At 67.7% G+C, this 25,656-nt stretch carries 25 protein-coding genes and 4 tRNA genes; 14 read left to right on the plus strand and 15 right to left on the minus strand.

The window, feature by feature from the left end; translation table 11 throughout:
- The first annotated feature begins 25 nt into the window (after positions 1–25).
- Both SOM39_RS12190 and SOM39_RS12195 read left to right on the plus strand, forming a co-directional pair.
- Entirely contained in the window at positions 26–949 is a 924-nt protein-coding gene (locus SOM39_RS12190; protein ID WP_320458492.1) for a LysR family transcriptional regulator, read from the plus strand.
- 111 nt (positions 950–1,060) lie between these two features.
- Complete coding sequence (locus SOM39_RS12195; protein ID WP_320458493.1) at positions 1,061–2,209, plus strand: alpha/beta fold hydrolase; 1,149 nt, start codon at positions 1,061–1,063, stop codon at positions 2,207–2,209.
- A 53-nt stretch (positions 2,210–2,262) separates the two neighbouring features.
- On the opposite strand, the gene SOM39_RS12200 is transcribed toward SOM39_RS12195, so the two are convergent.
- The 9 genes from SOM39_RS12200 to SOM39_RS12240 form a co-directional block, all read right to left on the minus strand.
- Positions 2,263–2,339: transfer RNA gene (locus tag SOM39_RS12200), tRNA-Arg, on the minus strand.
- A gap of 32 nt (positions 2,340–2,371) precedes the next feature.
- A tRNA-Arg gene (locus SOM39_RS12205) sits at positions 2,372–2,448 on the minus strand.
- A gap of 56 nt (positions 2,449–2,504) precedes the next feature.
- Positions 2,505–2,581 (minus strand) — tRNA-Arg (locus SOM39_RS12210).
- Positions 2,582–2,642: 61 nt separating this feature from the next.
- The gene (locus tag SOM39_RS12215) at positions 2,643–3,482 is read right to left on the minus strand and encodes an alpha/beta fold hydrolase (RefSeq protein WP_093534130.1); all 840 of its coding nucleotides are present in this window, start codon (positions 3,480–3,482) and stop codon (positions 2,643–2,645) included.
- Positions 3,479–4,288 (minus strand): bifunctional hydroxymethylpyrimidine kinase/phosphomethylpyrimidine kinase, encoded by an 810-nt coding sequence (gene thiD, locus SOM39_RS12220; RefSeq protein ID WP_210132277.1) that lies wholly within the window; start codon positions 4,286–4,288, stop codon positions 3,479–3,481. The genes SOM39_RS12215 and thiD overlap by 4 nt, the downstream gene beginning before the upstream one ends.
- 55 nt (positions 4,289–4,343) lie before the next feature.
- Positions 4,344–4,847, minus strand: a complete 504-nt coding sequence (locus SOM39_RS12225) for a hypothetical protein (RefSeq protein WP_093534132.1) — start codon at positions 4,845–4,847, stop codon at positions 4,344–4,346.
- On the minus strand, positions 4,844–6,244 hold the full coding sequence (locus SOM39_RS12230; protein ID WP_068850934.1) for a PhoH family protein: 1,401 nt from the start codon (positions 6,242–6,244) through the stop codon (positions 4,844–4,846). The genes SOM39_RS12225 and SOM39_RS12230 overlap by 4 nt, the downstream gene beginning before the upstream one ends.
- A gap of 81 nt (positions 6,245–6,325) precedes the next feature.
- On the minus strand, positions 6,326–6,805 hold the full coding sequence (locus SOM39_RS12235; RefSeq protein ID WP_320458494.1) for a peroxiredoxin: 480 nt from the start codon (positions 6,803–6,805) through the stop codon (positions 6,326–6,328).
- An 81-nt stretch (positions 6,806–6,886) separates the two neighbouring features.
- Positions 6,887–7,447 carry a glycine cleavage system protein R gene (locus tag SOM39_RS12240; RefSeq protein WP_019183297.1) on the minus strand — a complete coding sequence of 187 codons (561 nt, stop codon included), beginning with the start codon at positions 7,445–7,447 and terminating at the stop codon, positions 6,887–6,889.
- Positions 7,448–7,610: 163 nt separating this feature from the next.
- Between SOM39_RS12240 and dapA the strand changes: the two genes are divergently transcribed.
- Together dapA and SOM39_RS12250 are read left to right on the plus strand one after the other, a co-directional pair.
- Positions 7,611–8,504 carry a 4-hydroxy-tetrahydrodipicolinate synthase gene (gene dapA / locus SOM39_RS12245; protein ID WP_068850938.1) on the plus strand — a complete coding sequence of 298 codons (894 nt, stop codon included), beginning with the start codon at positions 7,611–7,613 and terminating at the stop codon, positions 8,502–8,504.
- Between the two features lie 28 nt (positions 8,505–8,532).
- Positions 8,533–9,042: a hypothetical protein gene (locus SOM39_RS12250; RefSeq protein WP_095364060.1), complete on the plus strand. Its 510-nt coding sequence runs from the start codon at positions 8,533–8,535 to the stop codon at positions 9,040–9,042.
- Positions 9,043–9,589: 547 nt separating this feature from the next.
- Here the strand turns inward: SOM39_RS12250 and fdxA are convergent.
- Positions 9,590–9,916, minus strand: coding sequence for a ferredoxin FdxA (gene fdxA, locus SOM39_RS12255; RefSeq protein ID WP_068850945.1), 327 nt, complete (start codon positions 9,914–9,916; stop codon positions 9,590–9,592).
- A gap of 247 nt (positions 9,917–10,163) precedes the next feature.
- Between fdxA and SOM39_RS12260 the strand changes: the two genes are divergently transcribed.
- Positions 10,164–11,585, plus strand: coding sequence for a sugar porter family MFS transporter (locus tag SOM39_RS12260; RefSeq protein WP_217535945.1), 1,422 nt, complete (start codon positions 10,164–10,166; stop codon positions 11,583–11,585).
- 63 nt (positions 11,586–11,648) lie between these two features.
- On the opposite strand, the gene SOM39_RS12265 is transcribed toward SOM39_RS12260, so the two are convergent.
- Positions 11,649–11,723: transfer RNA gene (locus SOM39_RS12265), tRNA-Glu, on the minus strand.
- Between the two features lie 50 nt (positions 11,724–11,773).
- Here SOM39_RS12265 and pcnB point away from each other — a divergent pair.
- The 6 genes from pcnB (at position 11,774) to pgi (ending at position 17,858) form a co-directional block, all read left to right on the plus strand.
- Positions 11,774–13,144 carry a polynucleotide adenylyltransferase PcnB gene (gene pcnB, locus SOM39_RS12270; protein ID WP_068850951.1) on the plus strand — a complete coding sequence of 457 codons (1,371 nt, stop codon included), beginning with the start codon at positions 11,774–11,776 and terminating at the stop codon, positions 13,142–13,144.
- Between the two features lie 3 nt (positions 13,145–13,147).
- A complete protein-coding gene (gene folK / locus SOM39_RS12275) occupies positions 13,148–13,636 on the plus strand; it encodes a 2-amino-4-hydroxy-6-hydroxymethyldihydropteridine diphosphokinase (RefSeq protein WP_320458495.1) in 489 nt (162 codons plus the stop codon).
- 31 nt (positions 13,637–13,667) lie between these two features.
- Positions 13,668–14,483 (plus strand): 3-methyl-2-oxobutanoate hydroxymethyltransferase, encoded by an 816-nt coding sequence (panB, locus tag SOM39_RS12280; RefSeq protein ID WP_068850957.1) that lies wholly within the window; start codon positions 13,668–13,670, stop codon positions 14,481–14,483.
- Complete coding sequence (gene panC / locus SOM39_RS12285; RefSeq protein ID WP_320458496.1) at positions 14,480–15,322, plus strand: pantoate--beta-alanine ligase; 843 nt, start codon at positions 14,480–14,482, stop codon at positions 15,320–15,322. The genes panB and panC overlap by 4 nt, the downstream gene beginning before the upstream one ends.
- Before the next feature lie 647 nt (positions 15,323–15,969).
- Positions 15,970–16,350 carry an aspartate 1-decarboxylase gene (gene panD, locus SOM39_RS12290; RefSeq protein WP_068850963.1) on the plus strand — a complete coding sequence of 127 codons (381 nt, stop codon included), beginning with the start codon at positions 15,970–15,972 and terminating at the stop codon, positions 16,348–16,350.
- The gene (pgi, locus tag SOM39_RS12295) at positions 16,347–17,858 is read left to right on the plus strand and encodes a glucose-6-phosphate isomerase (protein WP_320458497.1); all 1,512 of its coding nucleotides are present in this window, start codon (positions 16,347–16,349) and stop codon (positions 17,856–17,858) included. Before panD ends, pgi begins: the two co-directional genes overlap by 4 nt.
- Before the next feature lie 126 nt (positions 17,859–17,984).
- On the opposite strand, the gene SOM39_RS12300 is transcribed toward pgi, so the two are convergent.
- Both SOM39_RS12300 and SOM39_RS12305 read right to left on the minus strand, forming a co-directional pair.
- A complete protein-coding gene (locus tag SOM39_RS12300; protein WP_320458498.1) occupies positions 17,985–18,563 on the minus strand; it encodes a response regulator transcription factor in 579 nt (192 codons plus the stop codon).
- On the minus strand, positions 18,560–19,786 hold the full coding sequence (locus SOM39_RS12305; protein WP_320458499.1) for an ATP-binding protein: 1,227 nt from the start codon (positions 19,784–19,786) through the stop codon (positions 18,560–18,562). The genes SOM39_RS12300 and SOM39_RS12305 overlap by 4 nt, the downstream gene beginning before the upstream one ends.
- 84 nt (positions 19,787–19,870) lie before the next feature.
- Between SOM39_RS12305 and ispG the strand changes: the two genes are divergently transcribed.
- From ispG to SOM39_RS12320, 3 genes are all read left to right on the plus strand, one after another.
- On the plus strand, positions 19,871–21,136 hold the full coding sequence (gene ispG / locus SOM39_RS12310; RefSeq protein ID WP_093534150.1) for a flavodoxin-dependent (E)-4-hydroxy-3-methylbut-2-enyl-diphosphate synthase: 1,266 nt from the start codon (positions 19,871–19,873) through the stop codon (positions 21,134–21,136).
- Positions 21,117–21,824, plus strand: a complete 708-nt coding sequence (locus tag SOM39_RS12315; RefSeq protein WP_093534152.1) for a phosphatase PAP2 family protein — start codon at positions 21,117–21,119, stop codon at positions 21,822–21,824. Before ispG ends, SOM39_RS12315 begins: the two co-directional genes overlap by 20 nt.
- Positions 21,825–22,047: 223 nt before the next feature.
- On the plus strand, positions 22,048–22,695 hold the full coding sequence (locus tag SOM39_RS12320; RefSeq protein ID WP_068850981.1) for a response regulator: 648 nt from the start codon (positions 22,048–22,050) through the stop codon (positions 22,693–22,695).
- Between the two features lie 51 nt (positions 22,696–22,746).
- Here SOM39_RS12320 and SOM39_RS12325 read toward each other — a convergent pair whose 3' ends face one another.
- On the minus strand, positions 22,747–23,406 hold the full coding sequence (locus tag SOM39_RS12325; RefSeq protein WP_320458500.1) for a bifunctional 4-hydroxy-2-oxoglutarate aldolase/2-dehydro-3-deoxy-phosphogluconate aldolase: 660 nt from the start codon (positions 23,404–23,406) through the stop codon (positions 22,747–22,749).
- A 312-nt stretch (positions 23,407–23,718) separates the two neighbouring features.
- Positions 23,719–25,635 (minus strand): phosphogluconate dehydratase, encoded by a 1,917-nt coding sequence (gene edd / locus SOM39_RS12330; RefSeq protein WP_093534157.1) that lies wholly within the window; start codon positions 25,633–25,635, stop codon positions 23,719–23,721.
- Positions 25,636–25,656: the final 21 nt, after the last annotated feature.

Consider the following 25,656-nt stretch of genomic DNA (forward strand, 5'->3'; position numbering starts at 1 on the left):
TGCAAGCCATCATCGAAAAATTCGAATGCTCAAGCTCAGCCTCGACGCGCTGCAGATCCTGGATGCCATCGACCGCCGTGGCTCGTTCGCGTCTGCCGGCAAGGAGCTGCACAAGGTGCCCTCGACCATCTCCTACACCGTCTCCAAGCTGGAGCAGGACCTGGGGGTGCAGCTGTTCGACCGGATCGGCCCGCGCGCGCATTTGACCGAGGCCGGGGTCGCGCTGCTGGACGAGGGCCGGCACCTGCTGCGCGCCGCCCGCGAGCTTGAGATGCGGGTACGGCGGGTGGCTTCCGGGTGGGAGGCCGAGCTGACCGTGGCGGTGGATTCGCTGTTCCAGCCGGCGCTGCTGGCCGAGGATGTCCGGGCCTTCAGCACGGTCGCCGAGCAGACCCGGATCCGCCTGATCAGCGAAGCCCTGTCGGGTACGTGGGAGGCGCTGCTGGACCGGCGTGCGGATCTACTGGTCGGCGCAGCCGGGGAGGGCCCCAGTGGCGGTGGCTACGTGGTGGAGCCGCTGGGCGTGGTGCGGTTCGTGTTCGCGGTGGCGCCGGGACACCCGCTGGCGGCGCTGCCGGAACCACTCGGGCGGGAACAGCTGGCCGCGCACTGCGCCATTGCCGTGGCCGATTCCGCGCGCCGGCTGCTGCCGCGCACGGTCGGGCTGCTGATGGGGCAGGAGACGGTGACCGTGCCCGATACGGTCAGCAAGTTCCGCCTGCAGAGCGCGGGGCTGGGCTTCGGCTTCCTGCCCGAACCCTATGTGCAGGCAGCGGTGGCGCAGGGGCGGCTGGTGGTGCGGCAGGTGGAGGAGCCCAAGCCGGACGAGACCTTCTGGCTGGCCTGGCGCACCGGCGAGGAGGGGGCGGCGCTGCGCTGGTGGCGCGAGCGGATGCGCCAGCCGGGGTTGATGGAGGGATGGTGGGGGCAGATGTCGGCATGGCTGTGACCGCCGATGGCTGAACCGCGGCTGGGGTGTCACGGTTTGGTCATATGGTTGCGGTAGAGCGCCCGGCGCGCCGTCGCTACGCTGCGCGGCCCAATGTGAACTCCTGTGCCCATGAAACGCCTGCTGCTGCTCGCGCTGGCCGGGGCCGGCCTGTGGCTGGCCGCGTGCTCATCGCTCACCTCATCCGCTGCCTCCACCTCGCTCAGCGACCGCCTGGTCGCGCCCGGCGGCGTTTCCACGCTGCTCGATACCGCGCGCATCGCCGAAGCGGTGGAGGCGGTCCCCAACCGCCATGGGTTCGTGACCGGCCGCGCCGGCGTGCCGCTGTTCTGGCGCGCCTTCGATCCGGGCCGCTACGGGCTGCGCTATCACTACCTGGCGCAGCAGCATGACAACGGCGAGCCCCTGAGCACCGGGCTGCAGCTGGCCCTGCCGCAGCCGTTCCAGCCGCAGGCGCCGCGTGGCACCGTGGTGCTGCTGCACGGCTGGATGATGAACGGCGATTCGATGCTGCCGTGGTCGCTGCAGTTGGCCGAATCCGGCTACCGGGTGGTGACCATCGACCTGCGCAACCATGGCCATTCCGGTGCCGGGCCGTCGGGCTACGGGACGTTCGAATCCGATGACGTGATCGATGTGATCGACGCGCTGCAGCGCCGTGGGGAAGTGGTCGGGCCGCTGTACCTGTTCGGCGTGTCCTATGGCGCCGCCACCGCGCTGTTCACCGCCGACAAGCTGGGCGACCGGGTCACCGGCGTGGTGGCGATGGAGTCGTTCGCCAATGCCGGCGATGCGATCCGCAGCATGATTCCGCACCTGATGTCGCTGCAGCCCACCGCATGGAAGGCGCAGGCGATGGCCGCGTATGGTCGCTGGCGCTACGGCGGACAGGACATCAATGCGGTGATCGCCGCTGCCAGCCAGCGCCTGGACCTGGATCTGGACACGGTGGACGTGACCCGTGCGCTGGCCGATACGCGCGCCTGCGTGCTGCTGCTGCACGGCCAGGATGACGCACACGTGCGGGTGGACCAGGGGCGTGCACTGGCCGCCGCCAGCCCGCGCGTGCATTACATCGAGATGCGTGGCGAAGACCACATCACCCTGCCACTGCGGCTGGACCTGCTCGGCGGCGTGGTCGATGACTGGCTGGCGCATGACGAGCATGCCGGTGGCAGCTGCCCGGCGCCGGAGATCCCGCGCGAGGCGGACCGGATGGCCATGTCGGCGGTACGTGCCGGCGACCCGATCCGGTCATGAACGCGCACACGAAAAAGGCAGCCCGTGGCTGCCTTTTTTCGTCATCGATGCAATGGTGCGCCCGGAGAGATTCGAACTCCCGACCGCCTGGTTCGTAGCCAGGTACTCTATCCAACTGAGCTACGGGCGCGCTTGCATTGTCTGGTTGTTGCCGCGATGTAATGGTGCGCCCGGAGAGATTCGAACTCCCGACCGCCTGGTTCGTAGCCAGGTACTCTATCCAACTGAGCTACGGGCGCATTTACATCACGTTGTGGTGTTGCTTCCGGCAGAGGCGAAACTGCCAGCCTGTTGATGGTGCGCCCGGAGAGATTCGAACTCCCGACCGCCTGGTTCGTAGCCAGGTACTCTATCCAACTGAGCTACGGGCGCGTCAACAGGAGCGGAATTATGCGGATCGACGCCGCATCCGTCAACGCTTTTGTGAAGGACTTCATTCAAATGAATGAAAAAGTGCCTTCACCACGGCCTCCGGCGACTTCATCCATGCGAAGTGATCTGCCCGGGTTCCCAGTGCGCCTGCGGGCAGGACCGACAACGTGGAAACGACCTGGGGCAGCTTCACCAGCAGCCCCTGCATCGAGCCCGGCGGAGCGAACCAGTCGTCGGCCATCACCACCGCGCTGGCCTGGCCGCGCAGTCGCCGCATGCCGCCCTCCAGGTCCGCGTGGATGCCGGTGCCGGCGTAGTGGTTGTTCAGGCCCACGCGTGCCCAGTCGCGGATCAGGCCGCGCGCCTCGGTGCCCCCGAAGCCGAGGCGGCGCCCGTGCAGGACGCCCTGGCGCTGCGCCAGCCACGGCAGGAACCGGTACACCAGCGGCAGGGCCCAGCAGCGCGGGGCGGGGAACGTTCGCCAGAACGGGGTGCCGGTGGCCACCAGCCAGAACCGGGCGAACAGGTCCGGGTGCTGCCCGGCGAACACGCAGGCCAGCTGCCCGCCCAGGCTGTGCCCACCGATGATCAGCGGCACGTTGCCGTGCAGGCGCACCGCCGCCAGGCTGGCTGGCAGGTCCTGCTCGAGGATTTCCCGATAGCCCCAATCCTGCGTGCGCGACGGGCGCAGGCTGCTGCTGCCGTTGCCGCGCCACTCGTGCAGGAACACGCTGATGCCGCATGCCGCCAGTGCATCAGCGAACGCCTGGTAATTGCGCGCCGACACGCCCAGCGCCGGCAGCCACAGCAGCTGCGCGCGCGGCTGCGCGGGCACGCGCCCGATCAGTTCGAAGCGATGGCCATCGTCGCTCTGGACCGGTACCGCCAGCGCGCGCGTCATGCCGGCCGCGCCGCGCCGAAGTGATCCAGCACCAGCACCGCGCTGCGGCCCGGCGTGTAACCGCCCTGCAGGCCGCGCGCGACGTAGTCGATGGCGGCTTCGCAGGCGTTGGGCAGCGACAAGCCGCAGCACAGCTGCGCGGCGATCGCCGAGGCCAGCGTGCAGCCGGTGCCGTGCGCGTCTACCGGCAGTCGGGCGTGGCTGAACTCCTCGCGGGTGACACCATCGAAGTAGCGATCGATCACGCGCGCGCCTTCGGCCATGTGGCCACCCTTGAGTAATACCGCACCGGCGCCGAGGTCGAGCAGTGCGATGGCGGCATCCTCCGCGTCATCGGCGCTGACGATGCGACGGCCGAGCAGCAGTTCGGCTTCCGGGGTGTTCGGTGTAAGCAGCGTGGCCAGCGGCAGCAGCCGCGTGCGCAGCGCGTCCAGGGCGCTGTCTTCTAGCAGGCGCGCGCCACTGGTGGCCACCATCACCGGATCCAGCACCACGTGGGTGGGGCGATGCTTCTCCAGCGCATCGGCGACCAGCCCGATCACCTCGGCGTTGGCCAGCATGCCCAGCTTGACCGCATGGATGTCGAAGTCGGTAAAGCAGGCGTCGATCTGCGCCTGCAGGAAATCCAGGGGCGGCACGTGCACGGCGGTCACGCCGCGGGTGTTCTGCGCGGTGAGCGCGGCAATCGCCGACAATCCGTGCACGCGGTGCGCGGCGAAGGCTTTCAGGTCGGCCTGGATGCCGGCACCACCGCCGGAATCGGAACCGGCGATGGTGAGGACGGACACGGGGGTGGAAGGGCTCATTTCGCGATTGTGCCATGCCGCCCCGGACGTAGCGGCAGCCGCGCAGGGCGTGGCGCTACCCGCCGAAGCCGCCGTTGAACTGCAGCTCGGAGAACTCGCCACTGGTCGGATCGAACAGCGCGCCCCAGAACTGGTTGCCACCATCGCACACGCGGATCGCTTCGCGGGCGGGGTCCATGTCGCCGTGGTCGGGCAGGTGGAAGGCGTTGAGGTAGATCAGCTTGCGTCCTTCCACTTCGATGCCGACATACTGGCGGTCGAAATCGGTGACGTTGGGTACCTGCGCTTCCAGTGTGGGCAACCGGCTTTCCAGCTGTTCGATCTGCTGGCGGCTGGGTGCCCAGTAGCCGGTGACCCGCCCCGGCGTCTGGCCGGGGCTGGGACGCGAGCAGGTATCCAGGACCTGGGCAACCACCAGCGGGCGGGTGACCACCCACGACTGGCCGGTCTTGACCGCCGTCGGCACGGTGGCGCCGGGGCGGGTGTTGGCAGGCGTGCAGGCAGCTGCCACGGCCGCCAGCGCCAGTGGCAGCAACGCACGGGACAGGGAACGGTTCACAGCACCTCCGAAGCGTAATCGGCCAGGCGCGAACGCTCGCCACGGCGCAGCGTGATGTGCGCGCTGTGCGGCCAGTTCTTGAAGCGGTCCACCGCGTAGGTCAGGCCCGAGGTGGTTTCGGTCAGGTAGGGCGTGTCGATCTGTTCGACGTTGCCCAGGCAGACGATCTTGGTGCCGGGGCCGGCACGGGTGATCAGCGTCTTCATCTGCTTGGGGGTGAGGTTCTGCGCCTCGTCCAGGATCAGGTAGCGCGACAGGAAGGTACGCCCGCGCATGAAGTTCAACGAGCGGATCTTGATCCGGCTGGCGATCAGGTCGTTGGTCGCCGCGCGACCCCAGGCGCCGCCTTCCTGGGTGTGGGTGAGCACTTCCAGGTTGTCGGTGAGCGCGCCCATCCACGGAGTCATCTTTTCCTCCTCGGTGCCGGGCAGGAAGCCGATGTCCTCGCCCACGCTGACCGTGGCGCGGGTCATGATGATTTCGCGGTAGCGCTGCTGGTCCATGGTCTGGGCCAGGCCGGCGGCCAGCGCCAGCAGGGTCTTGCCGGTGCCGGCGGTGCCGAGCAGGGTGACGAAGTCGATCTCCGGGTCCATCAGCGCGTTGAGCGCGAAATTCTGCTCGCGGTTGCGTGCGCTGATGCCCCATACCGCATGGCTGCCATGCCGGAAATCGTTGACCAGCGACAGGATCACCTTGCCGCTGCCATCGACCTTGGCCACCCGCAGTTCGACTTCATCGTCGCCCGGCAGGTAGGCGTACTGGTTGGGATGCCAGTCTTCGTCATCCTTGGCCAGGATTTCGTAACTGGTGCGGCCCTTGTCGCTCCAGCTGCGCAGGTCGTCGGTGTGCTTCTTCCAGAAGTCTTCCGGCAGCTCGGTGGCGCCGGTGTAGAGCAGGCTGAAATCGTCCAGTGCGCGATCATTCTCGTAGTCTTCCGACACGATCCCGGCGATGGCCGCCTTGATCCGCAGGTTGATGTCCTTGGAGACGAACACCACCGGAATCTCCGGCACCTGTTCCTTCAAGGCGAGGATCGCGCCGAGGATGGCGTTGTCCGGGATGACCGCGCCGAAGCTCTTGCCGGCATCGAAATGGCTGGTCTGGAAGCGCAGCAGGCCCACGCTCTGCTTGCCGCGCAGCTGCAGCCCGTTCGGGCGCTGCAGCGGAATGCCGTCGGCCAGGTTGTCCAGGCCCGAGGCCTGCACCAGCTCGTTGAGGAAGCGGCTCACCTGGCGGGCGTTGCGGCTCGCTTCGGACGTGCCCTTCTTGCCGTTGTCCAGCTCTTCGATCACCTGCATCGGCAGGTAGACATCATGCTCCTCGAACTTGAACAGCGCGGTTGGATCGTGCATGAGCACGTTGGTATCCAGAACGTAGATGCGCTTGCCTCGGGTCATCGTCATTTCCTGGTGGCAGAACAGGGACAAGCCATCACGACCTGCGGGGCAGGGTGATGGCCATTGTGGGGTACAGGTGGATCACTGGGTTTTCGCGGCCTTCAGGGCTTCAAGGACGGATTCGGCGTGGCCGGCCACTTTCACCTTGCGCCACGACTGCACGATACGACCGTCGGGCGAAATGAGGAAGGTGCTGCGTTCGATGCCACGCACCTGCTTGCCGTACATGTTCTTCAGCTTGATCACATCAAACGCGTTGCACAGCGCCTCGTCGCCATCGCTGACCAGCGGGAAGGCAAAGCCCTGCTTGGCGCAGAAGTTGTCGTGGGATTTGACCGAGTCGCGGGAGACGCCGAACACCCGGGCGCCGGCACGCTTGAACGCCGGCAGCAGGGCGTTGAAGTCGATGCCCTCGGTGGTGCAGCCCGGGGTGCTGTCCTTGGGGTAGAAGTACAGCACCAGCCACTGGCCGGCGAGATCGCCGAGGGTGGTGTGGTCGCCGCCGGACAGGGCCAGCGGGAGGGCGAGGGTGGTGCTGTCCAGGGTATCGCCGTTGTTCATGAGGTCCTTGCTGCGGAGCCTGAGTGAAGCGTCTTACAACTGCATGAAACACCGCGCGTTGGTGATGAACGCGCGAAGCCGTCAGAACTTCATCGGATCCATGATCGCGTCCAGGTTGAGGTGGTCGCAGAATTCGAGGAAATCGTCGCGCAGGGCGGCGATGTGCATGTTGGCGGGCACCCCGATGGTGACCTGCGCCGAGAACATTTCCGCGCCGGTCTGCATGGCCCGGTAGCGGGTGCTCTGCAGGTTTTCGATGGTGATGCCCTGGCGGTCGAAGAAATCGGCCAGCTGGAACAGGATGCCGGGCTTGTCGGCGGCGATCACTTCCACGATGTAGGGCAGCAGGTTGGACTGTGCCTGTTTGGCACCGGTGCGGTACCACACCAGCTTCAGGCCTTCCTCGCGCTCGAGCCGGGTCAGCATGGCTTCCAGCTTGGCCACCGAGTCCCAGGAGCCGGTGGCCAGGGCGGTGACGGAGACATCGCGGCCCACGGTGGCAAGGCGGGCATCGACCAGGTTGCAGCCGCTGTCGGCGATGCGCCGGGTGACGGGCAGCAGGGGGGACTCCGGATGCGTCGTGTAGGCGTTGATCAGGAGATGGTTTTCGGTCGGCGCAGGCCGCGGCGTGGTGTCGGTCAAGGTGGTTCCGGTAATGCGGGATGAGTCTGAACGGCGCCGACGACGGCGCGTTCGCCGGAGTCCAGCATACTTGCCCGCGCTTTCGACCCGCAAGTAACATGCAACGTACGTCCGACCGCGCTTCCAGCGGCGTTCGTCCCCCTTACTTCCGAGCATCGTTTCCTTGTCCCTTTCCGGTCTCATCACCGCGCTGGCCACGCCTTTCCAGGCCAATGGCGCATTGGATCCCGACGGTTGGCAGCGCCTGCTGCACCTGCAACTGGAGGGTGGCGTTCACGGGGTGGTGGTGGCCGGGTCGACCGGCGAGGCCGCGACCCTGTCCGATGACGAATATGACCAGCTGCTGCGCAGTGCGGTCAAAACCGTGGCCGGGCGGGTTCCGGTGCTGGCGGGTACCGGCCTGTCCGGAACCGCCAAAACGATCGAGCAGACCCGCCGGGCGGCGGCCAGCGGCGCGACCCACGCGCTGGTGGTGACCCCGCCGTACGTGCGCCCGACCCAGGCCGGGCTGATCGCCCACTACCGGGCGGTGGCGGACCAAGGCGGCCTGCCGGTGATCCTGTACAACGTGCCGGGCCGCACGGGCTGCGACATGCTGCCGGAAACGGTGGCCGAGCTGGCCGCGCACCCGAACATCGTGGGCATCAAGGAAGCGGTGGGCGATGTGGGTCGGGTCCAGGCGCTGCTGGCGCTGCGGTCGCCGACCTTTGCGATCCTCAGTGGCGATGACGGCACGGCCGCCCGTTCGATCCTGTCGGGGGTGGATGGGCTGATCTCGGTCGGCTCGAACGCGCTGCCCGGTGCCTACCGGCGCATGTGCGACCTGGCCGCGGCCGGCGAACGCGAGGCCACCGAGGCCTGGGATGCCCGGCTGGAGCCGTTCCATGAATTCTGCGGGGTGGAACCCAACCCCATCCCGGTCAAAGACCTGCTGCGCCGGATCGGCATCGGCCACGGCCTGCGCCTGCCGCTGCTGTCGTTGTCGGCCGCCCACCACGCCGCCGCCGAACACCTGGCCACCGACATCGGTGCGCTCGAAGCCCTTTCCAGCCACTGACATCAGTGGCCTGACCCAGGAGATTCACATGCGTCAATCCGTTTCCGCCATCCGCGTGCTGTCGTTCGCGATTCTGGCCACCGCCACCCTGGCAGGTGTCACCGGCTGCAAGCGCGGCGTCAAGGGCGACTACGCACTGGCGCCGGAAGTGCGCCCGCTGGAAATCCCGCCGGATCTGAACGCCCCGGGCGCCAGCCCGGCCGCGCAGGTGCCGGTACTGGCCTCGCAGGCCGCCAAGCCGGCCTCGTCCCAGGCGCCGGCCGCCAACAATGCCGGTTTCACCGTCCCGGGCAGCAAGGACGAGGTGTTCGGCAAGGTCGGCACGGCGCTGGAGTCGGTTCAGGGCGTGAAGGTCGCCAGCAAGGCCCAGCTGCTGGGCTCCTACGACGTGGCCTTCGAAGGCAGCGATTTCCTGATCCGCGTGGTCGCAGTCGAAGCCGGCGCCTACATTTCGGCCGTCGACCCGCGCGGCCTGCCGGCTACCGGTGCTGCGCCGACCAAGCTGCTGGGTGAGCTGAAGGCGAAGCTGGCGCAATGATGCTGACATGGGTCCGGCCGCCGGCCGGGCCTGTGGGCCCGGGTGGGCCGGTAAACGTTCGGGGCAATCCGTAACGGTCCCGGGCAGATGGTGGGTTGATCCAGTTCCCAATGGGCCCGTAACGGTTGCCCACCCATGGTTGATTGATCCCGATTTGCGGGCGTTACGTAACGGTTCGTAGCCCCGGCCGTTGGCCGGACACCGCGCGCAGCGCGGCCCAAGGGTCCGGAGCCTGACATGCTGTCGGTCGCGACCGTACATCCGGGTGTGCAACCAAAACGAAACCGTGCATCAGGCGTCATGAACGCCTGACGGGCGGTTTCGGAACCTTTAAACGCCGGGATGTTGGCCGCAAGCGATAACCCATCGGCTCCGGACGCTTGGGCCGCGCTGCGCGCGGTGTCCGGCCAACGGCCGGGGCTACGAATTGTTACGGGCCCCATTGGGATCCGGATCAATCAACCATGGGCCCCGAACCGTTACAGGCCCGGTGGGTTCCAGATGGCCACCGATCCAAACAAAAAAGGCGCCGACGGCGCCTTTTTTCCTATCCCCGCTCCAGATACTGGAGCTTGTCCGGCTTGCCGTCCCACTCGCCGGCGTCGGCGGGCGGGTCCTTGCGCACGGTCAGTACCGGCCAGGCCTTGGCCAGCTCGGCGTTGAGTTCCACGAACTTTTCCTGGCCGGCGGGCACGTCGTCTTCGGGGAAGATCGCGTTGACCGGGCATTCGGGCTCGCACAGGGTGCAGTCGATGCACTCATCCGGGTCGATCACCAGGAAGTTCGGGCCTTCGTGGAAGCAATCCACGGGGCACACTTCCACGCAATCGGTGTGTTTGCACTTGATGCAGTTTTCAGTGACGACAAAGGGCATGGCTGGATCTGGATCCGACAGTAAGCCGGACAATTCTAGAACAGTTGCGGCTTTGTCGCAGTGCACGATGCGCCGGAGCCGGTGGGTGCGGTTAGATGCCGATGCCTACCGGTAGACACCCGGGGGCCAAGACGCAGGCAGATCAGGCCCTGGCAGCCCTTTGTGGGCAGGCAGGGCGTGTGAGAACCTGCCGGACGAGACCCCGCTGCGCTGACCCGTTGCTGTCCCACTCCTGCCAGGACCCTTCATGTCCACCACACTTGCAGCCAACGCCGCCCGCGGCGAGAACACCTCCTTCATCGTGCTGATCAGCTGCGTCGCCACCATCGGCGGCTTCCTGTTCGGCTTCGACAGCGGCGTCATCAACGGCACCGTCGATGGCCTCAAGCAGACCTTCCAGTCCAGCGAGGCCGGGATCGGCTTCGAGGTCGCCTCCATGCTGCTGGGCTGCGCGATTGGCGCCTTCTTCGCCGGCCGCCTGGGCGACCGCCTCGGCCGGCGCGGGGTGCTGATCATCGCCGCCGTCATGTTCCTGCTGTCGGCACTGGGCGCCGGTTCGGCGCACAGCTCGCTTGCGTTCGTGATCGCGCGCGTGATCGGCGGCTTCGCGGTGGGCGCCGCCAGCGTGATGTCGCCGGCGTACATCGCCGAGGTGGCTTCGGCGCGCTATCGCGGGCGGTTGGCCACCGTGCAGCAGATCGCCATCATCAGCGGGCTGTTCTGCGCGTTCCTGAGCAACTTCCTGCTGGCCCGCGCTGCCGGGGCCTCCACCGAGCCGCTGTGGCTGGGCCAGGAAGCCTGGCGCTGGATGTTCTGGATGCAGGCCATTCCGTCGGCCCTGTTCCTGGTGCTGCTGCTGGGGATCCCGGAAAGCCCGCGCTACCTGGTGGTGAAGGGGCGTCGCGCCGATGCGCTGGCCGTGATGACCCGCCTGTACGGCGCGGCCGAGGCCCAGGCCAAGATCGCCGAGATCGAAGGCTCGCTGGCCCAGGACCAGCATCGCCCGCGGCTGTCGGATCTGGTCGACAAGGGCACCGGCAAGCTGCGCGGCATCGTCTGGGTCGGCATCGGCCTGGCCGTGTTCCAGCAGCTGGTTGGCATCAACGTGGTGTTCTACTACGGCGCGGTGCTGTGGCAGGCGGTCGGCTTCTCCGAAAACGACGCACTGCTGATCAATGTGCTGTCCGGCGCGCTCAGCATCGGCGCCTGCCTGCTGACCGTGGTGCTGATCGACCGGGTCGGCCGCAAGCCGCTGCTGTGGGTCGGCTCGGTCGGCATGTCGGTGGCGCTGGCGCTGATGGTGGTGGCTTTTGCCAGCGGCACCCTGGCCGATGGCCACCTGCAGCTGTCCGACGGCATGGGACGGCTGGCGCTGGTGGCGGCCAACGTCTACGTGGTGTTCTTCAACATGTCCTGGGGCCCGGTCATGTGGGTGATGCTGGGCGAGATGTTCCCCAACCAGATCCGCGGTTCGGGCCTGGCGGTGGCCGGCGCGGCCCAGTGGACCTCGAACTTCGCCATCACCGTGACCTTCCCGATCCTGCTGGCCGGCATCGGCCTGGCCGGCGCCTACGGCATCTATACGGTGGCGGCGGTGGCTTCGATCTTCTTCGTGCTGCGCTACGTGCGCGAGACCAAGGGCAAGGAGCTGGAGCAGATGGAGGGCTGAGGCCCGGCCCCACAACGCAAAAACCCCGCCAAGGCGGGGTTTTTCGTCGGCTGGCGCGGCAAATGGTGCTCCCTAGGGGACTCGAACCCCTGTTTTAGCCTTGAGAGGGCCACGTCCTAACCTCTAGACGAAGGGAGCATGCTTTGTCGCGAACTGCGCAGCGCGCTAGTATATGGACCTCGATGCCATTGGGCAATCCCGAAACTTCAACCGGAAGCGCCAACATCAATTCCTCCGCTACATCACCGTTCAGTCTGCGCGTGATCCCCCGCGACCAGCACAACATCTCCCGCAAGGACATCAGCCCCAACGCGTTGCGCGTCCTGTACCGGCTGCGCGACTCGGGCTTTGGCGCCTACCTGGTGGGTGGCGCCGTGCGCGACCTGCTGGTCGGCGGCAACCCCAAGGATTTCGACGTGGCCACCGATGCCACGCCGGAGCAGGTCAAGTCGCTGTTCCGCAACTGCCGCCTGATCGGGCGCCGCTTCCGGCTGGCGCACGTGGTGTTCGGCCGTGAAATCATCGAAGTGGCCACCTTCCGCGCCAACATTGACGACGGCAGCGGCGACCGCGAGATGGAAAACGGCATGCTGGTGCGCGACAACGTGTACGGCAGCATCGAAGACGATGCGGTGCGCCGCGACTTCACCTGCAATGCCCTGTACTACGCGATCGAGGATTTCTCGGTGCGCGATTACACCGGTGGCTTCGAAGACGTGCAGGCGCGCCTCATGAAACTCATCGGCGATCCCGAAAAGCGCTACCAGGAAGATCCCGTGCGCATGCTGCGCGCGGTGCGCCTGGCCGCGAAGCTCGGCTTCCAGATCGACGACGCCAGCGCCGAACCGCTGCCGCGCCTGGCCAGCCTGCTGGGCGAAGCCGCGCCGGCGCGCCTGTTCGAAGAAGTGCTCAAGCTGTTCCTGTCCGGCCACGGCGTGGCCAGCTTCGAAGGGCTGGAGCGTTACGGGCTGCTCGACGTGCTGTTCCCGGAAAGTGCCGCCGCGCTGCGCAGCAACCGCAGTGGCGCGCTGCGCCGCATGGTCATCGAAGGCCTGCACAACACCGACCAGCGCGTGGCCAACGACGAGCCGGTCTCGCCCTCGTTCCTGTTCGCGCTGCTGCTGTGGCCGGCGTTCTGCCGCGCGCTGGCGACCCTGCAGAAGCAGGGCGTGCAGCTGGAAGAAGCGCAGCGCCGTGCCGCCGACCGGGTCACCCTGCACCAATTGACCACCATCGCGCTGCCGCGTCGGTTCTCGCTGCCGATGCAGGAAATCTGGCTGCTGCAGGGCCGTTTCAGCTCGCGCCAGCGCAAGCGCGTGGTGCGCACCCTGACCCACCCGCGCTTCCGTGCCGCGTTCGACTTCCTTGCGCTGCGCCAGGTGGCCTCCAGCGAGCACCAGGCCGATGTGGAGTTCTGGCGCGAAGCCCAGCTGCAGTCCGGGCCCGAGCTGGATTCCACGTTGGACGCCGCGCAGGCCGAAGGCGAGCTGGACGAGAATGGGGCGCCGCGCAAGCGCCGCCGCCGTCGTCGTCGTCCCGGTGGCGCTGCAGGCGAGTAAGTCGTGACCCTGGCCTGTATTGGACTGGGCGCCAACCTCGGCGACGCCGCGCAGACCCTGCGCGCGGCGTTCGCCGCCATGGCCGCGCTGCCGCTGACCACGCTGCAGGCGCGCTCGCAGCTGTACAGCACGCCGGCCTGGGGCAATGAAGACCAGCCGGCGTTCGTCAATGCCGCCGCGCTGCTCGACACCGGGCTGGAACCGACCGCACTGCTTGAGGCGCTGCTGGGCATCGAGCGCGACTTCGGCCGGGTCCGCGATGCGGCGGTGCACTGGGGTCCGCGCACGCTCGACCTGGACCTGCTGCTGTACGGCGAGGCGGTGATCGACCTGCCGCAGCTGAAGGTGCCGCACCCCTACCTGCACGTGCGCGCGTTCGCGTTGCTGCCGCTGGCCGAGATCGCCCCGGAGGCGATGATTCCGGGGCAGGGCCGCGTGCGGGACGCTGCGATGCGTATCGAGGCCTGCGGGATCGCGCCAATAGGAGGATAATGCGGGGCTTATCGCCACCGGTTATCAGCTCATGAGTACCCACGCAGACAGCAAGCCCTGGACCGTCCCCGCACTGGCCGAGGCCAAGCGCAACGGCCAGAAGCTGGTCATGCTGACCGCCTACGACGCCGGCTTCGCGCGTGCGTTCGACGCCAATGGCGTCGACCTGATCCTGATCGGCGATTCACTGGGCATGGTGGTGCAGGGGCACGATTCGACCCTGCCGGTGACCACCGACGACATGGTCTACCACACCGCCTGCGTGGCCCGGGTGCTGACCCGCGCGCTGCTGATCGCCGATCTGCCATTCGGCGCTGACGCCACCCCTGAGCGCGCCTTCGAGGCCTCGCTGCGCCTGCTCCAGGCCGGCGCGGAGATGGTCAAGATCGAAGGCGCCGGCTTCAAGCTGGACGTCATCCGTTACCTGGTGGATCGCGAGATCCCGGTCTGCTCGCATCTCGGCCTGACCCCGCAGTCGGTGCTGCGCCTGGGCGGGTACCGCGTGCAGGGCCGCGGCGATGCGGCCCGCCAGCTGGTTGAAGACGCCAAGGCCGTTGTCGAGGCCGGTGCCAGCATGATGGTGCTCGAATGCCTGCCGTCGCCGGTGGCTGCAGAGGTCACCGCCGCGGTGTCGGTGCCCACCATCGGCATCGGCGCCGGCCCGCAGTGCGACGGCCAGGTGCTGGTGCTGCACGATTTCCTCGGCCTGGACAGCGGCCACCGCCGTCCCAAGTTCGTCAAGGATTTCCTTGCCGAAGGCGGGTCGGTCGCCGGCGCGGTCCGTGCCTACGCCGACGCCGTGCGCGACGGCTCCTTCCCCGACGCAGAACACGCCTACGCCTCATGATCGACACCGTCACCGAACTGTCCCGCCTGCGCGCCGTCGTCAACGGCTGGAAGCGCGAGGGCCTGCGCGTCGCGCTGGTCCCCACCATGGGCAACCTGCACGCCGGCCATTACTCCCTGGTCACCCTGGCAAAGCAATACGCTGACCGCGTGGTCTCCAGCGTGTTCGTCAACCCGACCCAGTTCGGCCCGAACGAAGACTTCACCCGCTACCCGCGCACCCCGGAAGCCGACACCACCGGACTGGAGCAGGCCGGCTGTGACGTGCTGTGGCTGCCTACGGTCGAATCGATGTACCCGTTCGGGGTGGAGCTGGCGGCCAGCGTGAACGTGCCGGGCATTTCCAGCCTGCTCGAAGGCGCCCACCGCCCGGGCCACTTCGACGGCGTGTGCACCGTAGTCTCGCGCCTGTTCAACCAGGTCCAGCCGGACGTGGCTGCCTTCGGCAAGAAGGACTACCAGCAGCTGGCGGTGATCCGCCAGATGGTGGAAGACCTGGCCTTCCCGATCCAGATCGTGGGCGGCGACATCGTGCGCGAAACCGACGGCCTGGCCATGAGCTCGCGCAACCAGTACCTCAACGCCGAACAGCGCCCGGTCTCGACCACCATCCACCAGGTGCTGCTGGGCATGCGCGAAGGCTTCATCACCGCCAAGACCCGCAGCCTGATCGAAGCAGAAGCCGCCGCGGCCCTGCAGGCCGCCGGCTTCCAAGTCGACTACGCCGTGGTCCGCAAGCCGGACCTGTCCGAGCCGGCCGACAGCGAAGACGGCAACCGCGTCGCCCTGATCGCCGCGCGCATCGGCAACACCCGGCTGATCGACAACCTCGAGTTTTGATAGCGATTGGGTGAGCGCCGGCCAGGGATTGCGCTGGATCCCTGCCAGTCGGCCCAGAGGCCGACTGCTTCACGCAATCTGGCAAACAGCCGATAGCTGAGCCTTGGCCTGAGCTGGGCCGACCGGTGCGGGTTTGCGGGACACGCCGTGAACCCGTCCATGGGGGCTCGTAGAAAACATCCATGTTTTCTACGGTCCCGCAAACCCGCCCCGGCCGACCCTCCTGAATCTGTCGGTTGCCACGGAAAAAGCCAAAACCACAGCAGCGCCAGTGCATCTCGCTCCAGGTGTGCTTTTGCTCTCCCATGGCAACGACACACTGTCAATGGCGGGTCGGGGCGGGTTTGCGGGGGTGTGAGCCGCATGGATGCGGCGACCAAGCCCCCAAGGATGGGTTCACGGCGTCCCCCGCAAACCCGCACCGTCCCGCCAAGCCAGGGAAACTGCTGGCAACCAGCTGTTCGCCATAAATCGTCAGCTGCCGGGCGAAGCCCGGCAAATCAGCCAACCGTCGAATGCCGCAAAAAAGTCGCCATTGGCGGTAGGGACCCTCATCTGCCTGAACCGCCGGCAGCGGGTGGGTGGAAACCCCTGCCGCCCGGTGCCCGGGTGCTAGAATTTCCCTTTCCTTTACGTCGTCCCGTGCCATGCACCTCTCCCTGCTCAAGACCAAGATCCACCGCGCCACCGTGACCCATTCGGAGCTGAACTACGAAGGGTCCATCGCCATCGATGACAACCTGCTGCTGGCCACCGGCATCCGCGAGTTCGAGCAGGTGCACATCTGGGACGTCACCAACGGTGCGCGCTTCTCGACCTATGCCATCCGCGCCGAAGCGGGCAGCGGCGTGGTCTCGCTCAACGGCGGCGCCGCGCGCCACGTGCAGGTCGGCGACATCATCATCATTGCCGCCTTCGCCAGCATGAGTGAAGAAGAAGCTGACAGCTTCCGGCCGAAGTTGGTATATGTGGACGGCAACAACCAGATCTCCCACACCAACGACAGCATCCCGACCCAGGCCGCATGACACAGACCAACGGATTCGACCCGCTTCACTCCCATGCCCAGCGCCTGCGTGGCGCGAGCATCCCCGCACTGATCGCCGCCGAACCCGGTCGCGCACAATCGCTGGGGCTGCGGGTCGGTCCGTTGTATGCCAACTTCGCGCGGCAGAAGTACGACCGCGCGGCGTTGGATGCGCTGCTGCAGCTCGCCGCCGAGCGCGATGTCGCCGGCGGCTTCCAGCGCCTGTTCCGCGGTGAGACGGTCAACGTCACCGAAGGCCGCGCCGCGCTGCACACCGCCCTGCGCGGCGATGTCAGTGGCGCCCCGGTCGCCGCAGAAGCCTTCGCCACCGCCGCCAAGGTGCGTGCGCAGATGGGCGAACTGATCGCCGCGCTGGAAAAGACCACTGTCACCGACATCGTCAGCGTCGGCATCGGCGGTTCCGACCTCGGTCCGCGCCTGGTCGCCGACGCGCTGCGTCCGGTCACCGGCGCGCGCTTCCGCGTGCATTTCGTTTCCAACGTGGACGGCGCCGCCATGCAGCGCACGCTGGCCACGCTGGACCCGGCCACCACCGCCGGCATCTTGATTTCCAAGACCTTCGGCACCCAGGAAACCCTGCTCAACGGGCAGATCCTGCATGACTGGCTGGGCGGCAGCGAGCGCCTGTACGCCGTCAGCGCCAATCCCGAGCGTGCCGCCAAGGCGTTCTCGATCGCCGCCGGCCGCGTGCTGCCGATGTGGGACTGGGTGGGCGGACGCTATTCGCTGTGGTCGGCGGTCGGTTTCCCGATCGCGCTGGCAATCGGCTTCGAGCGTTTCGAACAGCTGCTGGCCGGTGCGGCCGAGATGGACGCGCATGCGCTCAGTTCGCCGCTGGCGCAGAACCTGCCGGTCCTGCATGCCCTGACCGACATCTGGAACCGCAACCTGCTTGGCCATGCCACGCATGCGGTGATGACCTACGACCAGCGCCTGGCGCTGCTGCCGGCCTACCTGCAGCAGCTGGTGATGGAAAGCCTGGGCAAGCGCGTGCAGCTCGACGGCACCCCGGTCGGCAGCGACACCGTGTCGGTGTGGTGGGGCGGGGCGGGCACCGACGTGCAGCACAGCTTCTTCCAGGCGCTGCACCAGGGCACCAGCGTGATTCCGGCCGATTTCATCGGCTGCGTGCACAACGACGACCCGTATGAAATCAACCACCAGGCGCTGATGGCCAACCTGCTGGCGCAGACCGAAGCACTGGCCAACGGCCAGGGCAGCGACGATCCGCACCGCGAGTACCCGGGTGGACGCCCGAGCACGCTCATCCTGCTGGACGCGTTGACCCCGCAGTCGCTGGGTGCGCTGATCGCGATGTACGAACACGCCGTGTACGTGCAGTCGCTGATCTGGAACATCAACGCCTTCGACCAGTTCGGCGTCGAGCTGGGCAAGCAGTTGGCCAGCCAGCTGTTGCCGGCGCTGCAGGGTGAAGCGCATGGCATCACCGATCCGGTGACGCTGGAGCTGTTGGGGCGTTTGCGCTGACAAGCAGTATCGACCAACGGTCGATACCTACCAGCGGCGTATCGACCAACGGTCGATACCTACCGGTTCGCCGATCGTGATGCGCGGTAGGCGACGACCGTTGGTCGTCGCGCCGCGATCCCGCCATTACCTCGTCGGATCGCGCTCCGGGCTGGGCCGCTTGGCCAATTTGCGCTGCAGCGACCGCCGGTGCATGCCGAGCAGGCGCGCCGCCGCCGACACATTGCCGCCCGTTTCATGCATCGCCTGCTGGATGTGTTCCCACTGCAGGCGGCTGATCGGGGTCATCGCATCCGGCGGCTCCATCTCGCCATCGTCGGCCGGGCCGTCGTCTTCCTCGCCCAGCGCACGCAGGATCATCGGCACCGTGGCCGGCTTGGGCAGGTAGTCATCGGCGCCCAGCTTGATCGCCTCCACCGCGGTGGCAATGCTGGCGTAGCCGGTCACCAGCAGGATGCGCATGTCCTCGCGCAGTGCCCGCAGCGGCTGGATCAACGACAGGCCGGATTCCGAACCCAGCTTCAGGTCGATCAGGGCGTAGGCCGGCGGCTGCTGCCGCGCCAGCAGCAACGCCGAGGCGATGTCGCTGGCGGTCACCGTTTCCAGCCCCTTGCGGGCCAGGCTGCGCTGCAGCGTGCGCAGGTACAGTTCGTCATCATCGACCAGCAGGCCGTGGCTGGAGGCGGGCAGGGTGGGGGTATTCATGGCGAAATCTCCGGTGCAGCCAGGGGCAGGCGGAAGCCGACGCGGGTGCCGGCGCCCTGCGCCGGCCGCATCCACAACTCGCCGTCCAGGCGCTCGATGGTGGCATGGGACAGGGCCAGGCCCACGCCCATGCCCTGGGTCTTGCCGCTGCTGAACAAGGTGCCGGGCAGCACCGCATCGCGTGCGTCGAAGCCGCGCCCGTAATCGCGCACTTCGCCGATCAGGTCGCTGCCTTCGATACGCAGGGTCAGGTCCACCTGCGGCCGTTCGGCCTGTTCGCCGGCATCGGCGGCGTTGTTGAGCAGCACCATCAGCAGGTGGCCGATGCCCGGGTCCAGCGGCTGCTGCAGCGGGGCATCCTCGTTGCGCTTGAGGGTGATGGTCGGGCGTACCAGCTGCCATTGCTCCAGCACCTGCGGCAGGGTCACCGGCGCGTTGCCGCGCGCCTGGCCGGCGGCCGGGCGCGCCAGCGCCAGCACCCGTTCGCGGCACTGCACCAGCAGCTCCCGCAGCGTGTCGACATCGTCACGTACTTCCGGGTTGTCGGTCTGGTCGGCGATGTCGTCGGCCAGCAGGGTCATGGTCGCCAGCGGGGTGTTGAGTTCATGCGCTACCGAGGCGGCATGGGTGGCCAGCGCCACGATGCCCTCGTTGCGCGCGAAGCGTTCGCGCAGCAGGGCCAGTTCGTGTTCGCGCCGGCGCAGTGCCATCGCCAGCCGGGTGGCGAAGGCCAGCACCACCGCCGCCGACAGCAGGAAGTTGGCCACCACGCCCCACTGGTGCAGGTCCATGGCCGTGAAGTAACCATGCGGCAGCGGCTTGCCGAAGATGCCGCTGACCGCATAGCCGATCAGGCAGGCGGCGGCCACGGCCAGCGTCCAGCGCACCGGCAGGGCCAGCGCGGCCAGTGCGATCAGGATCAGGAACAGCGAGCCGAACGGATTGCCCACCCCGCCGCTCCAGCCCACCATCCAGGTCAGCACCGCCACGTCCACCAGGATGTGGCAGAACGCGGTCAGCGGCGCGGTATCGGCATCCAGCACGCGCAGCTGCGCGTAAAGGTTGAACAGGATCAGCACCAGCACCCCGGACCACAGCGGCAGCTGCGGCAGTTCCAGCCCCAGGACCCAGCTGGCCACCAGGATGGTCGCGGCCTGGCCGGCCACGGCCAGCCAGCGCAGGCTGCACAGGGTGCGTAGGAAGGGGGCGTCGGTACCGGTCATCGGCTGCCATCGTATGCGCTTGCGCGGTTCGCTGCCTGCGACAATCGGCCGCATCGGGGGCGCGCGGGTGCGTTAAAATGGGGAATGCACGACGCCGTCAGCCAACCGACCCAACCTTCCGACACCACCGTGTGGGCCCGCCGCCAGACCCAGCCTGTCCGCATCGGCGGCGTGGTCGTGGGTGGGGGCCAGCCCGTGGTAGTACAGTCGATGACCAACACCGACACCGCCGACGTGGCCTCCAGTGTCAAGCAGGTGGCCGAGCTGTGGCGGGCCGGGTCGGAAATGGTGCGCCTGACCGTGAACAATCCCGAGTCGGCCGCCGCCATTCCGCGCATCGTGGAAAAGCTGCGGATGATGGGGATCGAGGTCCCGCTGATCGGCGACTTCCATTACAACGGCCACCAGCTGCTGACCCAGGAGCCGGCCTGCGCCGAAGCGCTGGCCAAGTACCGGATCAACCCGGGCAACGTCGGCTTTGGCAAAAAGAAGGACACCCAGTTCGCGCAGCTCATCGAGTTCGCGATCCGCTACGACAAGCCGGTCCGCATCGGCGCCAACTGGGGCTCGCTGGACCAGTCGCTGGCCGCGCGCCTGATGGATGAGAACAGCCAGCGCGCCCAGCCCTGGGACGCCGGCCGGGTGCTGCGCGAAGCGCTGATCCGTTCAGCGCTGGATTCGGCGCACACCGCCGTGGAACTGGGCCTGCCGCGCGACCGCATCGTGCTGTCGGCCAAGGTCAGCGGCGTGCAGGAACTGATCGCCGTGTACCGCGACCTGGCCCAGCGTTCGGACTTCGCCCTGCACCTGGGCCTGACCGAAGCCGGCATCGGCAGCAAGGGCATCGTCGCTTCCTCGGCGGCGCTGGCCGTGCTGCTGCAGGAAGGGATCGGCGACACCATCCGCATTTCGCTGACGCCCGAACCGGGCCAGTCGCGCACGCAGGAAGTGATCGTCGCCCAGGAACTGCTGCAGACCACCGGCCAGCGCGCCTTCACCCCGCTGGTCACCGCGTGCCCGGGCTGCGGCCGTACCACCTCCGAGTTCTTCCAGGAGCTGGCCAAGGTCGTGCAGAACCACGTGCGCGGCAAGATGCCCGAATGGAAAGTGAGCCATCCCGGCGCGGAAAACATGACCCTGGCCGTGATGGGCTGCATCGTCAACGGGCCGGGCGAATCGCGCCACGCCAACATCGGCATCTCGCTGCCCGGCACCGGTGAAACCCCGGCCGCACCGGTGTTCGTCGACGGCGAAAAGACGGTCACCCTGCGCGGTGACAACATCGCCCAGGAATTTGTGGCGCTGATCGACGAGTACGTCGAACGCAAGTATGTCCGAAGCGTCGGATAAGCCCGCCGTGCTGGCCGCGCCGGAGCCGGCCGCCGGCGTCCGCCACTGGATGGCGCGCAATGCCTGGCGCTTCGTGCTGCTGTTTGCCGGCGTGTTGCTGCCGCTGGCCGGGTTCGTGGCGCTGGCCGACGAAGTGCACGAGCTGGAGGCGTTCTACTTCGATGCCCCGCTGTTGTGGAAAATGCATGACGTGGCCCGGCCCAGCCTGGATGCCGCGTTCGTGTTCATTTCCCGGATCGGCTACCAGTGGGGCGTGATCCCGGCCGACATCCTGATCGTGGCCGTGCTGCTGCTGCGCCGGCGCTGGCGTGAAGCCAGCTTTGCCGCGCTCAGCTTCGCCGGCTCGGCCCTGCTCAACATCGGCAGCAAGCAGTTCTTCCAGCGCGACCGGCCGACCCTGTGGGAGTCGATCGCCCCGGAAAGTACCTACAGCTTCCCCAGCGGCCACGCCATGGGCTCGATGACCCTCGCCGCCGTGCTGGTGCTGCTGGCCTGGAACACCCGCTGGCGCTGGCCGGCGCTGGTGTTCGGCGTGCTGTTCGCCGGCTCGGTCAGCCTGTCACGCATCTACCTGGGCGTGCATTACCCGTCCGACATCCTGGCCGGATGGTGTGCCGCACTGGTTTGGGTGGTAGGGTGTTTCCTGGTGATGTTCCGCCGCCGCCATCCCTGGCGCCGCCGGCACTGACCGGCCTGCTGGGAGCGGGCCGGATGCGGCAGGGGTTTCCGCGGACCGTCATAGGTCCAATAAACCGATATGGCCTGGGGTGATAGGCATGGGGCAGGGGTAGCCCGGCACGGATGTGACGCGGGCATCAGAATGCGCTGATGGGGAAAATACTTCCTTGTTATCGTCCGACCCCGTCGCTAGGCTGGCCCCGGTTTGCAGCGTTTGGACGAAGGTGGGTGGGATGACGATTCGAGTGTATCTGGTGGACGACCACGCGCTGGTGCGAACCGGCATGAAGATGATCCTGTCCAACGAGACGGACATCGAAGTGGTGGGGGAAGCCGAATCCGGCGAGGACGCGCTGCCTGCGATCCGCCTGCTGCGCCCTGACGTGGTGCTGTGCGACCTGCACCTGCCCGGGGTAAGCGGAATGGAAGTCACCGAACGCGTGGTGCGTGGCGACCACGGCACCCGCGTGGTGATCGTGTCCGTGCTGGAAGACGGCCCGATGCCCAAACGCCTGCTCGAAGCCGGTGCCTCCGGCTACATCGGCAAGGCCTGCGACGCCCAGGAACTGCTGCGCGCCGTGCGCGACGCCGCGCTCGGCCGGCGTTACCTCGGCAGCAGCATCGCCCAGAACCTGGCCCTGTCCAACGTCGAAGGCAGCCAGTCGCCGTTCGACAGCCTGTCCCCGCGCGAACTGGAAGTGGCGTTGCTGCTGACCCAGGGCCTGCGCCAGGAAGACATCGCCAAGCGCCTGAGCCTGAGCGCCAAGACGGTCAACACCCACAAGGCGCGCCTGTTCGAGAAGATGGGCATCCACGACAACATCGCGCTGGCGCGCATGGCCAGCCAGTACGGCCTGGTGGACCCGTCACGGCCGATGTAAGCCCGCCTCGCGCTCCAGAAAAAAGCCCGGGAATTCCCGGGCTTTTTTCGTTCAGCGCGAGCGGACCCGCGCCACGATCTTCGCCGCCTGCGCCGCGCTGTCGCGCACCTTGTCCCACTCGCCGTTCTCGATCCAGGGGCCCGGCACCATCCACGAACCGCCGATGCAGACCACGTTCTTCTGCTCCAGGTATTCGGCCGCCGTGGTTTCCGTGATGCCGCCGGTCGGGCACAGCTTCAGGTCCGGGATCGGACCGGCCAGGCCCTTGATCATCGCCAGCCCGCCGACCGCCGAGGCCGGGAACAGCTTGCACACCCGGAACCCGCGCGCGTACAGCGCCAGCAGCTCCGTCGGCGAGGCCGCACCCGGCACCACCGGCAACGGCGCCTCCGCCAGCGCATCGGCCATGAACGCCGGCGTGCCCGGCGTCACCAGGAAATCCGCGCCCGCATCAATGGCCTGCTGCATCTGCTCGACCGTGAGCACCGTGCCCGCACCCACCACCACATCCGGCAGCTCGCGCTTGAGCATCGCCAACGCCTCCATCGCCACCGGCGTGCGCAGGGTCAGCTCGATCGCCGGCAGGCCCCCTTCCAACAGCGCCGCGCTGACCGCGCGTGCCTGGTCGAGGGTATGCACGGTAACGACCGGCAGGATGCCGGCGGCAAGCAACAGCGATTCAGCGCGTTTCTGATGATCTGCGATGTTCATAGGGAAGCCTTTCGGTTGTTCGAAGCATTGGATGGCAGGATTCAACGCCTGCCGATTGCCGGTGTGTTGTCGTAGACCCCGTGGGCCGACCAACGGTCGGCGCTACCGGGGGAGCGGTGCGCCGTTTGATTCCTGGGATAAGAAGGCGCCGCAATGTGTCGTGAGGCAGCGGCGGGGGTCCCCGTAGGGACCGTAGAAAACATGGATGTTTTCTACGAGCCCCCATGGATGGGTTCACGGCGTGTCCCGTAGGGGACCCCCGCCGCTGCCTCACCCACGCAGACCCAACCGCCGCTCTTCGCAGTAGAACCGTCAGGCGTCCTTCGACTCGTGCGGCGCAAGCGCAGCAGCAGCGTCATTCCCGAGCTCATACTCCGCGTCGTAATTCCACATGTCGCCGTCGTCAGCCGCCGGCCCGCACGAAATCGAAATCGCGCCCTGGTCGGCCGGACCCACCAGGCGGCGGTTCATCGCAAACAGGTTGCGGCCCAGATCATTCGCCGCCGGTGCCGTGTTCGGCGCCTGCTCGCGCGCTGCCCATTCGGCCGCGTCCACCAGCACCTCCAGCGTGCCCGCCTCACCATCCAGCCGGATGATGTCGCCCTCGCGCACCCGCCCCAGCGGACCACCGCGCGAGGCTTCCGGCGTCATGTGGATTGCCGCCGGGAACTTGCCCGACGCGCCCGACAAGCGACCATCCGTCACCAGCGCAACACGCCGGCCCTGGTTCTGCAGCAGCCCCAGCAATGGCGCCAGCGAATGCAGTTCCGGCATCCCGTTCGCACGCGGCCCCTGGTAACGCACCACCGCCACGAAATCCTGCGGCAACATTCCCGCCGCATGCAGCTTGTTCAGCACCTGCGGCGCATCCACCACCACCGCCGGCGCCTCGATCGTCCGGTACTGCGGCTTCACCGCCGACAGCTTGATCAGCGAACGGCCCAGGTTGCCGCGCAGCAGCCGCAGCCCACCCTGTGCCTCGAACGGCTCGGCCACCCCACGCACCACCTCACGGTCCGCGCTCTCGGCAATGCCCTCGATCCACGTCAGCGCACCGTCGCGCAGCGCCGGATCCTGCGTGTACTGGCGCATGCCACCTTCGGCCACCGTCACCAGGTCCGCGTGCATCAGCCCCGCGTCCATCAGCTCGCGGAACACGAACGCCGTGCCGCCTGCCGCCGCGAAGCGGTTCACGTCCGCCTCGCCGTTCGGGTACACCCGCGCCAGCAGCGGCACCAGCTGCGACAGCTGGTCCATGTCGTCCCACGTCAGCACGATGCCCGCCGCCCGCGCCACCGCGATCCAGTGGATCGTGTGGTTGGTCGAACCGCCCGTGGCCATCAGCGTGACCACCGCATTGACGATCGCCCGCTCATCGATCAACCGGCCCAGCGGCCGGAAATCATCGCCCAGCGCACAGATTTCCAGCGCACGCACCGCCGCATGCCGCGTCAGCGCATCGCGCAGCGGCGTTTCCGGATTCACGAACGACGCGCCCGGCAGCTGCACGCCCATCGCCTCCAGCAGCGTCTGGTTCGAATTGGCCGTGCCGTAGAACGTGCACGTGCCCACCCCGTGGTACGACGCCGCTTCGGCTTCCAGCAGCTCCTCGCGCGTGGCCAGGCCCGCCGCGTAGCGCTCGCGCACCTCGGCCTTCTGCTTGTTCGGAATGCCCGGCGTCATCGGCCCGGCCGGCAGGAAGATCGCCGGCAGGTGGCCGAACGCCAGCGCGCCGATCAGCAGGCCCGGCACGATCTTGTCGCACACGCCCAGGTAGACCGTGCTGTCGAACATGTCATGGCTCAACCCGATCGCCGTGGACTGCGCGATCACATCGCGCGAGAACAGCGACAGCTCCATGCCGCCGCGGCCCTGCGTGACCCCGTCGCACATCGCCGGCACGCCGCCGGCGACCTGCGCCGTCGCGCCTACCGAACGTGCGGTCTCGCGCAGGATTTCAGGGTAATGCTCGAACGGCTGGTGCGCCGACAGCATGTCGTTGTAGGCAGTGATGATGCCCAGGTTCGGCGTGACCCCGCCGCGCAGGCGGCTCTTGTCGGTCGGGCCACAGGCCGCAAAGCCGTGGGCCAGGTTGCCGCAGCTCAGGCGCGAACGGAACGGACCGTCGCGCAGCGCGGCGTCGATGCCCGCCAGGTACGCAGCGCGCGACGCGGCACTGCGCTGGACGATGCGCTCGGTGATGGCATGGAGTTTGGGGTGCAGGCTCATTGGCTACCGGCTATGAGAGGG

Origin of the sequence: Stenotrophomonas sp. CFBP8994 (assembly GCF_034044835.1) — a bacterium.
In the GTDB taxonomy this organism is placed as follows: domain Bacteria; phylum Pseudomonadota; class Gammaproteobacteria; order Xanthomonadales; family Xanthomonadaceae; genus Stenotrophomonas; species Stenotrophomonas rhizophila_A.

Bases quoted from the DNA above. Each gene is read 5' to 3' on its own strand.
- SOM39_RS12190 (WP_320458492.1), top strand. From the start codon at position 26: ATGCTCAAGCTCAGCCTCGACGCGCTGCAGATCCTGGATGCCATCGAC.
- SOM39_RS12195 (WP_320458493.1), top strand. From the start codon at position 1,061: ATGAAACGCCTGCTGCTGCTCGCGCTGGCCGGGGCCGGCCTGTGGCTG.
- SOM39_RS12215 (WP_093534130.1), bottom strand. From the start codon at position 3,482: ATGACGCGCGCGCTGGCGGTACCGGTCCAGAGCGACGATGGCCATCGC.
- thiD (WP_210132277.1), bottom strand. From the start codon at position 4,288: ATGAGCCCTTCCACCCCCGTGTCCGTCCTCACCATCGCCGGTTCCGAT.
- SOM39_RS12230 (WP_068850934.1), bottom strand. From the start codon at position 6,244: ATGACCCGAGGCAAGCGCATCTACGTTCTGGATACCAACGTGCTCATG.
- SOM39_RS12235 (WP_320458494.1), bottom strand. From the start codon at position 6,805: ATGAACAACGGCGATACCCTGGACAGCACCACCCTCGCCCTCCCGCTG.
- SOM39_RS12250 (WP_095364060.1), top strand. From the start codon at position 8,533: ATGCGTCAATCCGTTTCCGCCATCCGCGTGCTGTCGTTCGCGATTCTG.
- fdxA (WP_068850945.1), bottom strand. From the start codon at position 9,916: ATGCCCTTTGTCGTCACTGAAAACTGCATCAAGTGCAAACACACCGAT.
- SOM39_RS12260 (WP_217535945.1), top strand. From the start codon at position 10,164: ATGTCCACCACACTTGCAGCCAACGCCGCCCGCGGCGAGAACACCTCC.
- panB (WP_068850957.1), top strand. From the start codon at position 13,668: ATGAGTACCCACGCAGACAGCAAGCCCTGGACCGTCCCCGCACTGGCC.
- panC (WP_320458496.1), top strand. From the start codon at position 14,480: ATGATCGACACCGTCACCGAACTGTCCCGCCTGCGCGCCGTCGTCAAC.
- panD (WP_068850963.1), top strand. From the start codon at position 15,970: ATGCACCTCTCCCTGCTCAAGACCAAGATCCACCGCGCCACCGTGACC.
- pgi (WP_320458497.1), top strand. From the start codon at position 16,347: ATGACACAGACCAACGGATTCGACCCGCTTCACTCCCATGCCCAGCGC.
- SOM39_RS12300 (WP_320458498.1), bottom strand. From the start codon at position 18,563: ATGAATACCCCCACCCTGCCCGCCTCCAGCCACGGCCTGCTGGTCGAT.
- SOM39_RS12305 (WP_320458499.1), bottom strand. From the start codon at position 19,786: ATGACCGGTACCGACGCCCCCTTCCTACGCACCCTGTGCAGCCTGCGC.
- ispG (WP_093534150.1), top strand. From the start codon at position 19,871: ATGCACGACGCCGTCAGCCAACCGACCCAACCTTCCGACACCACCGTG.
- SOM39_RS12315 (WP_093534152.1), top strand. From the start codon at position 21,117: ATGTCCGAAGCGTCGGATAAGCCCGCCGTGCTGGCCGCGCCGGAGCCG.
- SOM39_RS12320 (WP_068850981.1), top strand. From the start codon at position 22,048: ATGACGATTCGAGTGTATCTGGTGGACGACCACGCGCTGGTGCGAACC.
- SOM39_RS12325 (WP_320458500.1), bottom strand. From the start codon at position 23,406: ATGAACATCGCAGATCATCAGAAACGCGCTGAATCGCTGTTGCTTGCC.
- edd (WP_093534157.1), bottom strand. From the start codon at position 25,635: ATGAGCCTGCACCCCAAACTCCATGCCATCACCGAGCGCATCGTCCAG.